The organism is Streptomyces sp. CAU 1734 (genome assembly GCF_039888735.1).
Classification (GTDB): Bacteria; Actinomycetota; Actinomycetes; order Streptomycetales; family Streptomycetaceae; genus Streptomyces.
This window is the reverse complement of sequence record NZ_JBDQQP010000017.1, coordinates 178699-187371: the sequence shown is the minus strand read 5'-3', so window position 1 is coordinate 187371 and position 8673 is coordinate 178699. Positions and strand designations below refer to the sequence as shown.

Below are 8673 nucleotides of genomic sequence, written 5' to 3'. Positions count from 1 at the left end.
CTACCACCTCAGGCGAACCGAGCACCGTGCCTGGCCTCAGCCGGCCCGCACCGGCCCCCAAGCCGTCCTCATCACCAGACCCCCACCCGCAAGCCCGTAACGCAACGGCATTGGGCCTAGGCCAGCGCGGCGACGACGGAGCCGGCGAGGCGGGTCGCCATCCGGCGCAGAGCCCCGGGTGACGGGTCGCCCCCGACGGTGATGTTCACCGTCTCCACCGCCGTGTTCCCCTCCTGATCGGTGTAGGAGCGGTGGACCACCCGGATGAGGCAGGTGTCCTCGCCCTCGCCCTCCGGCTGGACGACGGCCTGCCGGCCGCCGATCCCGGTCAGTGCGCCGTCCCGTCCGGTCGGCGGCTGCCCCCGGTCGAAACGCACCTCGACGGTCCGGTCACCGGTGGCGGCCGACCACTCGCAGTCCCAGTTCCCGAAGCCGATGTCCCTGGCCCCGGTGTCGATTCCGGGCACGGTGCCGAGCTCCCGGGGCGTCAACAGGGTGCAGGCGTCCTCGTGGATCAGCGAGGCGGCCGGGGGCATCGGTGAACGCTCCCGGACACCCTTGTCGAGAACGGCCGCCGCCGCGCCGGCCGCCGCGTCCGCCATGTCGCAGAGCGGAGCCGTGCCCGCGTCCTGCTGGGCGACGATCGTGATGTTCACCTTGTCGTCCCCTGCCGAGAGCAGTGTCCGGGGACAGGCACCGCTCTCGGCGGGCTCGTCGACCAGGGTGACCGCGCCCCGGGTCCACCGCGGTTCCGAGAGCTCCGGAGCCCCGCCGCTGTCAAAATGGATCATGACATCCACGGGCTCTTCGTCCCCGGTGTCCACCAGCATGTCGCACCGGTCGAAGTTGCCGTAGTCCTCGTCGGTCCGGGTCCTGCCGAAGCGGGCGAGCGCGCCGGGGACGGCCAGGGCACAGGGGTCGGCCGTACGGTGGTCGCCGAGGCGGGAGGAGGTGCCGCCCGGCGCGGCGGGCGGCCGGCCGTCCTTCCGCTCTTCCGGTCCGCCGTCGAGGAGCGGGCTGAACGGTACGGCCAGGGCCAGCGCCGCGGCCACTGCCACACCGGCCCGCACTCCGGGACGCCGCAGGCCCCGCAGTCCTCGCCGTACGCGGGCCCGTACCCGCCGCGACACCCTGCCGGGCCCGCGCGTCGCGGCCGGTTCCGTCTCCGGTCCGGCCTCCGGCGGGGGAGCGCTCTCACCGGCCCGGCGGTTGCGGACCAGGGCGATGGCGTGACCGCCGTTGCGGGCCAGCTGCTGGGGTACCGGACGTCCCTTCGCGATCAGTTCGCGGCGCACCCGGCGGAAGAGCAGATCCATCCCCAGCACCGCCGGGGCCCCGGGGATCCCCTCCCGCACCGCCTTCACCAGCTCACCCGTGAAGGCCGTGTACTCCTCCCCGGGCGGCGCCCAGGCAAGTTTGGTCTCGGCGGTGGCGGTCATCAGATACGTGCCCTCCACCCCGGCCGCGCCCGGCAGCGCGCCCGCGCCCATGTGCGCGGCGAGCGCCTGTCCGCTGTAACAGCAGTCCAGGATCACCACCCGGCTCGGCGCCGAGCAGGTGTCCACCAGTTCGTCGCGGAGCAGGCCGTAGGAGATCGACCGGTAGAGCTGGGCGGTGGTGGAGTCCGGCAGGGCCAGATGGAGTTCGTCGCGCGCCGACAGCAGTCCGTGTCCCGCGAAATACACCAGGAGTGCTTCCTCCGCGGAGGACGCCGCCGCATGCACCGCGTCCAGGGCGGTCTGGGGCGAGTGCGGATTGTGCAGCACCGTGCAGTGCTCCGGGGGCAGTCCCCACACCCCGGGGTCGGTGAGCAGCGCGCGGAGCGCGGCGAGGTTGTTGTGCACCGCCGGCAGCCCCTGGAGGTGCTGGTAGTGGTCGGCGCCGATCAGGACCGCACGGGAACGCAGCGGGTCGGCCCCCCTCATGGCTCGCTCCGGTGGGGATCCCCGGCCGGTGAGTGGTCCGTGCGCTGTTCCGGAAGGGCGGGGGGCGGCAGGGTTCTCAGCAGCTCCACGATCCGCCGTACCGATTCCTCCGAGGCGTCCGGGACGGTGACCGACACCCCGCCTGCCGTGATCGTGACCGGGGGAGCCGCCGGCCGGGCCGTGCGCCAGGAGGCGTAGGCGAGTGCGAGATTGAGCGCCGCGAAGCCCTGGCCGAGTACGAGCGAGACGATCTCCACCGCGCCCATGGCGCCGGCCGGCGGCAGCGCGTCCAGCCGTATCTCCGCGTGACGCCGGACATCGGCGTCCCGGCGGAGCCACCGGTGCAGATCGGCGACCGCCCGTGTCCCGTGCTCGGCTGCGACGCTTATCCGGATCTCCATGGCTCTTCTCCCCGCCCGTGCCTCTGCTGACCGAAGTGTCCGCATGGAGAACGAGCGGGGAACGGGGACGACACGACCGCCGGACGGCGGCGCGGACGGCTCAGCGGGTGCCGGCCGCCCCGTGTCCCATCCGGGCGGAGAGCCGGGCGGTGGCCTCGACCAGAACCGCCGCACAGCGCTTGGCCTCGCCCCGGAACCGCTCCCGGGGGCCGCAGACGCTGATCACCCCGGCGGGCCGTCCGTGGTGGTCGAGGACCGGGGCGGCGACCGACGCCGATCCCGGCTGGCGTTCGGCGCTGGACTGCGCGTATCCGCGGCGCCGGATGGCCGCGATGTCCCGGCGCAGTGCCGCCTCGTCGGTGACGGTCGACTCGGTCAGCCCGGTCAGTGGTCCGGCGGCGAGATGGGCGTCGATCTCCTCATCGGTGAGAAAGGCGAGAAACGCCTTGGAGGAGGCGCCGGCGTGGAGCGGATAGGGGATGCCCAGCCGCACGGACATGATGACCTCACGGCTCGGGGTCACCTGGTCCACGTACACCCGGGAGCCGGAAGCCAGAATCGACAGGGTCGCGGTCTCCGAGGTGAGCGCGGAGAGCTTCACCAGCTCGGGCGCGGCGAGGGTGCGGATGTCGATCCGGTCCAGATAGGCGAGTCCCAGGCGCATGATGCTCAGCCCCAGCGCGTACCGGCGGGTGTCCTCGTCGAGTTCGATCAGTCCGCGCAGCCGCAGCGAGGCGAGGATCCGGTGCACGGTCGGCTTCGACAGGCCGAGGCGGTCGGCGATCTCGGTCACCCCGAGGGTCACGGAGCCCGGCTCGGCGAAGAGCAGCAGCACATCGGCGGACCTCTCGACCGTCGATGCCGTCTGGCTTCCCGACTCTGCCTTGCGGCCCGGTGCGCGCTTGGGCGCGTCGATCGGCATGCGTTGTCCCTCACTGTCGGACGGAATTCTTCGGGCGAAGCTGTTCCGGCGAAACTCCCCGGACGGATCCGCGGACGAGTCCGCGGCACGAGTCCCCGGACGAACTCGCGAACGATCCGCGAACGATCCGTTGACGAAGCCACCGGCCGGAGGGGAATCCGCCCCGGCCGGGCGGGCGCTCCCGCCGGAACCGGTGTGCCGGTCCGATCCCACCATGCGCCCGCCGGTGTTGTCGCCGCCCTCCCGGCGGCTCCGCGCGGCCGGCCGGACCGCGCCGGCCGTACGGAGCCCCGGCGCCGGGAGGATCCGGTCAGGGGAACAGGCCCCGCACATCGGGCGCGTCCGCCAGCCCCTCGACCGCCGCGGCGAGCTTGTCCACCTGCCCGGCGGAGAGACCGCGCGCCGCGTTGAGCCGGAATTTGACCAGCAGTTCCGCCCGGCTCAGCGGGTGCCCCGGGCCACCCCGCGAGGAGTCCACCCGGTGTTCCAGCAGTGCGCCGCCGGTGGTGCGGACCCGCAGCACCGCGGCGAAGGCGGCCGGGAAGATCTCACTCGCCCGTTCGTCGGCCACGCACTCCACCTTGGCGGCCAGCTCCAGCCGCCGCTCGTCGGCCAGGGTCTCCTCGGTGAAGTCGTCCAGATGGACACCGAGGCCGCCCCCGCCGATGAGCGCCGTCGCCACGGTGAAGGGTCCCGAGAACTTCGCGTGGTACGCGGTGCGCGGACGCACCTTCTCCGCTCTCGGCTCGGCCACCGTGCGCAGGGTGGGCAGCGGCAGGCCCAGCTCGACGGAGGCGATGTCGGCGGGATCGAGCCCGTCGGCCCGCAGTCTCAGCGCGCAGTCGATCGCGGGATGGGTGAAATGGTTCGACGGATAGGGTTTGTACACCGTGCGGACCGTCTCCCAGCGCTCCCCGAGGCCGCCCAGCATCGCCTCGGTGTCGCAGGTGCCGTCCAGCCAGGCCCGGAAGAATCCGAACCGGCCCTCCAGAACCGTCGGCGGACCGGTGATCCCGGCCCGGGCCAGCGCGGCGGCCGTCACCCCCGCGTGGGCGGCCCAGCCGCAGTGGATCCGTTTGACGGTGCCCCCGGTGCGATTGGCCTCCAGGATCCCGGCGCCCATGCTGGCGGCGACCCCCATCGCGTCGGCGACACCGTCCTCGTCCAGCCCGTACAGCAGCGCCGCCGCCGCGGCGGCGCCGAGGGTGCCGCAGATGGAGGTGGCGTGCTGGCCCTTCTCGAAGAAGAGGGAATTGCGGATCGAGGGGAGATAGGAGGCCATGCCCAGCCGGTTGCAGATCTCGATGCCGGCCGCTACCGCCGCCAGCAGCCGGGCGCCACTCGCCCCGGTCTCCTCCGCCACCGCCAGGGCGGCCGGTACGACGGACGCGCTGGGGTGGAGCACCGAGGGGAGGTGGGTGTCGTCGAAGTCCAGGGTGTGCGCCAGAGTGCCGTTGACCAGGGCGGCCTGGGGCGCGGGCAGCCGGTCGCACTCGCCGATCAGACCGGATTGCGGGGTGCCGCCCCAGTCGCGCACGGTGTCCAGCACGGCCCGGCCCGGGCCGCCCTCGGCGCGTCCGGCCAGACAGTTGCCGATCACATCGAGGAAGCGCCCCGACACATCATCGGCGACCCGCTCCGGGAGGCCGAGGTCACGGCAGCCGGCGGCGAACCGCGCGAATCGCTGAACCGCCGTCCGCTCACTCACCGGACTCACCGCACTCACCGGACCTGCTGGAGCCACCGGACCCAACGGACCCACCGGATCCGCCGCTGGCCGCCGGTCCCGCGACCGGCAGATCTCCCAGGATCGCCAGCGGGCGCACCGGCGCCCCCGTCGCGCCCACGATGTTCAGCGGATTGAGCACCAGAGTGAACTCCCGCACCCCGCTGTCCAGCAGCTCGTCCAGTTTCATCGTCTCCACGATGTTGATCCCCGACTCGACCAGCAGGATGCGATGGACCGGCAGGGTGGCGTGGCCGAGTCCCGGTGCCAGACGCTCGAAGGCGATGGTCTCGCCGCCGACCACGGCGGGCCGCCACTCGGCGAGCCGGTGCCCCGCCTCCTCACCCGGCCCCGGCACCCCGTCCTCCCGGCCGGTGAAGGCCGGACCGTCCGCCCAGAGCCGGGACCAGCCGGTGCCGATCAGCAGGGCTTCCCCCGGCCGGGGATCGAGCCCGGCCGCCGCCTCGTCGAGATCGGCGGCGGTGATCTCGTATCCGGCCGGGAGCGTGCGTACCCCGTGGACCGCGGCCACATCGAGCAGCAGACACCGCCCGACATACGGGGTGAAGTCGTCGATGCCCAGTTCGCTGAAGCCGTTGTGGCCGGTGATGCCGTCCGGCCCGAGTCCGCCGTACACCAGGCCGTCCTGCGACACATGGGCCAGCGCGTCCACATGGGTGCCCACATGCCCGCCGGTGATGATCACCTCATTGGCCGCCGAGCCGCCGTCGGAGCGCACCATGTCACCGTGGCGGCGCTCCAGGACCATCCGGAACGGCGGATGGTTCGGCGACTGGGGCATGCCGCGCCGCATCGGCTGGGCGAGGTCGATCAGCCGCGCCCGCTCCCCGGTGTGTGCCGTCGCCGTCATCAGATGACGCCCTTCTCGTCGAGCCGGTCGATGTCCTCGGGCGCCAGACCCAGCAACTCCCCGTAGATCTCGCGGTTGTGAGCGCCGAGCGCGGCGCCGGTGGTGCGGATGGAGCCAGGTGTCCCGGAGAGCCGGAAGAGTACGTTCTGCATCCGCAGCGGTCCGAGATCGGGATCGTCCACGGTGGTGATGGTGTCCAGCGCCCGGTACTGCGGATCGTCGAAGACATCGCGGATGTCGTAGACGAGCGCGACGGCGGCCTCGGCCTCCTCGAAGGCGCGCACCACCTCGGCGGCGTCCCGTTCGGCGATCCAGCCGCCGACATGGCCGTCCAGGAGATCGGCATGCCCGGCCCGGCCGGCGCCGCCCGCGAACCACGGCTCGGCGATCACCTCCGGATGCCCCACCAGCGTGAGCACTCGTTCGGCGATGCTCTGCGCGCTGGTGGAGACCGCCACCCAGCGGCCGTCGCGGGTGCGGTAGGTGTTGCGCGGCGCGTTGTTGGCGGAGCGGTTGCCGGTGCGCTCCTGGACCAGGCCGAGCTGGTCCCAGATCATCGGCTGCGGGCCGAGCAGGGTGACCAGCGGCTCGATCAGGGCGAGGTCGACCACCTGCCCCGGGCCGCCGCGGGTGTCGCGGTGGTGGAGCGCCATCATCACCGCGTTGACGCAGGCCAGCGCGGAGACACCGTCCGCGAGACCGAACGGCGGCAGGGTCGGCGGCCCGTCCGGTTCACCGGTCGCGGCGGCGAAACCGCTCATCGACTCGGCCAGGGTGCCGAAGCCGGGACGGCGGGCGTAGGGGCCGAACTGGCCGAAGCCGGTGACCCGGGCGATCACCAGCTGGGGGTTGAGCCCGTGCAGCGCTTCGGGGGAGAGGCCCCAGCGCTCCAGGGTGCCGGGCCGGAAGTTCTCGATGAGCACATCCGCCCGGGCGGCCAGCGAGCGCAGCAGCTCCGCGCCCTCGGCGGTGCTCAGATCACAGGTGACGGCCCGCTTGTTGCGGCCGAGCATCTTCCACCAGAGCCCGATGCCGTCCCTGGCCGGGCCGTGGGTCCGGGCGGGGTCGCCCTTCACCGGATGTTCGATCTTGATGACGTCGGCGCCGTAGTCGCCGAGGATCGTGGCCGCGAGCGGGCCCGCGAACAGGGTGGCGAGGTCGAGCACGACGACCCCGTCGAGCGGTCCTGGCTGAGACATCAGTCCTCCCGCTTGTTCCATTTAACGGAAAGCCGTTACGAATCTGCGTTCAGGCTCTAGCGGTCGAATGTAGAACGGCGTTACGTTTTTTGGAACAGCTTGGCGGTCAACACCGTGAAGGAGGTGGTGGCCGGCCGGTGTCACCGGCCGGCCCGACCCGTATGACTCGATACGACCTGCTCGTCAAGAACGGGACGCTCGTCGTCCCGTACCACGGTGAGGTGCGAGCGGACCTCGCCGTCTCCGGCGGCCGGATAGCCGCCATCGGCGAGAATCTGGCCGAGACCGACGCCGCCGAAGTCATCGACGCGGCCGGCCGTGCGGTGCTGCCCGGCGCCGTGGACGCGCACTACCACATCGGCATCTACCGGGACCCGGCGCTCGACGCCCACGAGGAGACCCGCTCCTCCCTGGTCGGCGGTGTCACCACGGTGCTCTCCTACTTCCGCACCGGGCAGCACTACCTCGACCGGACCGGCCCGTACAAGGAGATCTTTCCCGAGGTGCTGGCCGCGGTGGAGGGCCGGGCCTTCACCGACTACGGCTTCCATCTCGCGCCGATGACCGTCGACCAGATCGAGGAGATCCCCTCCCTGGTCGCCGACCACGGGGTGACCTCCTTCAAGTACTACATGTTCTACAAGGGGTTCGACCTCGCGGCCAACAGCCGGGACGCCCGGTCGTTCACCATGGGCGACGAGTACGACCTCGGCCATCTCTATCTGATCCTGGAGAAGCTCGCCGAGACCCAGCGCGACCATCCCGGGCTGCGGCTCTCCCTCTCGCTCCACTGCGAGCAGTCGGAGCTGATGCGGGTCTTCATCGACCGGGTCCAGCGGTCGGGCACGGTCCAGAATCTCCGCGCCTACTCCGAGGGCCGGCCGCCGCTGACCGAACAGGTGGCCATCTCCGAGGCCACCACCCTGGCCGGGCACACCAACACCCCGGTCAATCTGCTCCACCTCTCCAGCGCCGACGCGCTCCGCTCGGCCGTCACCGCGCGCGGGATGTACGGCAATGACATGCGCTTCGAGGTGACGCTCCACCACCTCTGTCTCGACCACGAGAGCCTGGACGCCAAGGGCGGACTCGGCGGCAAGGTCAATCCGCCGATCCGCACCGCCGAGGACTCCGAACGGCTCTGGGAGGGGGTCCGCGACGGCTCGGTGAACTGGGTCGCCTCGGACCACGCCTGCTGCATGGAGGAGCACAAGGGCGACGAACTCTGGCCCGCCCGGCCCGGGTTCGGCGGCAGCGCGCTGCTCTATCCGGTGCTGATCAGCGAGGGCCACCACCGCCGGGGCATCCCGCTCACCCGGATCGCCGAACTCGCCTCCGCCAACCCGGCCCGCGCCTACAACCTCTGGGGCCGCAAGGGCAGTCTCCAGGTCGGCTTCGACGCCGACCTCACCGTGGTCGACCTCGGTCTCGAACAGGAGGTCGGCACCGAACTGCTGCTCTCGGGACAGGATCACTGCCCCTTCGACGGCGTACGGGTGAAGGGCTGGCCGGTCGCCACCGTCGTCGGCGGCAGGCTCGCCTACCGGCTCGGCGCCGACGGCCCCGAGGTCGTCGGCGAACCCTCGGGCCGCTATCTGCGCCGGGCCTGAGACCCGGCGGAAAGGGGAT

Annotated in this window: 7 protein-coding genes; 1 reads left to right on the top strand and 6 read right to left on the bottom strand. The window is 72.1% G+C overall.

Translation table 11 applies throughout. The features are described from left to right. Nucleotides 1-116: 116 nt before the first annotated feature. The 6 genes from AAFN69_RS28835 to AAFN69_RS28810 all read right to left on the bottom strand — a co-directional run bounded on the left by AAFN69_RS28835 (nt 117) and on the right by AAFN69_RS28810 (nt 7044). On the bottom strand, nt 117-1925 hold the full coding sequence (locus AAFN69_RS28835) for a caspase family protein (RefSeq protein ID WP_347731788.1): 1809 nt from the start codon (nt 1923-1925) through the stop codon (nt 117-119). Next, entirely contained in the window at nt 1922-2326 is a 405-nt protein-coding gene (locus AAFN69_RS28830; protein WP_347731787.1) for a hypothetical protein, read from the bottom strand. The genes AAFN69_RS28835 and AAFN69_RS28830 overlap by 4 nt, the downstream gene beginning before the upstream one ends. A 100-nt stretch (nt 2327-2426) precedes the next feature. Then, nucleotides 2427-3248: an IclR family transcriptional regulator gene (locus tag AAFN69_RS28825; protein ID WP_347731786.1), complete on the bottom strand. Its 822-nt coding sequence runs from the start codon at nt 3246-3248 to the stop codon at nt 2427-2429. A 310-nt stretch (nt 3249-3558) separates the two neighbouring features. Further along, the gene (locus AAFN69_RS28820; RefSeq protein WP_347731785.1) at nt 3559-4956 is read right to left on the bottom strand and encodes an MmgE/PrpD family protein; all 1398 of its coding nucleotides are present in this window, start codon (nt 4954-4956) and stop codon (nt 3559-3561) included. Beyond that, entirely contained in the window at nt 4949-5845 is an 897-nt protein-coding gene (locus AAFN69_RS28815) for a cyclase family protein (protein WP_347731784.1), read from the bottom strand. Before AAFN69_RS28815 ends, AAFN69_RS28820 begins: the two co-directional genes overlap by 8 nt. Continuing rightward, a complete protein-coding gene (locus AAFN69_RS28810) occupies nt 5845-7044 on the bottom strand; it encodes a CoA transferase (protein WP_347731783.1) in 1200 nt (399 codons plus the stop codon). The genes AAFN69_RS28815 and AAFN69_RS28810 overlap by 1 nt, the downstream gene beginning before the upstream one ends. Before the next feature lie 161 nt (nt 7045-7205). Between AAFN69_RS28810 and AAFN69_RS28805 the strand changes: the two genes are divergently transcribed. After that, entirely contained in the window at nt 7206-8654 is a 1449-nt protein-coding gene (locus tag AAFN69_RS28805; protein WP_347731782.1) for a dihydroorotase family protein, read from the top strand. Nucleotides 8655-8673: the final 19 nt, after the last annotated feature.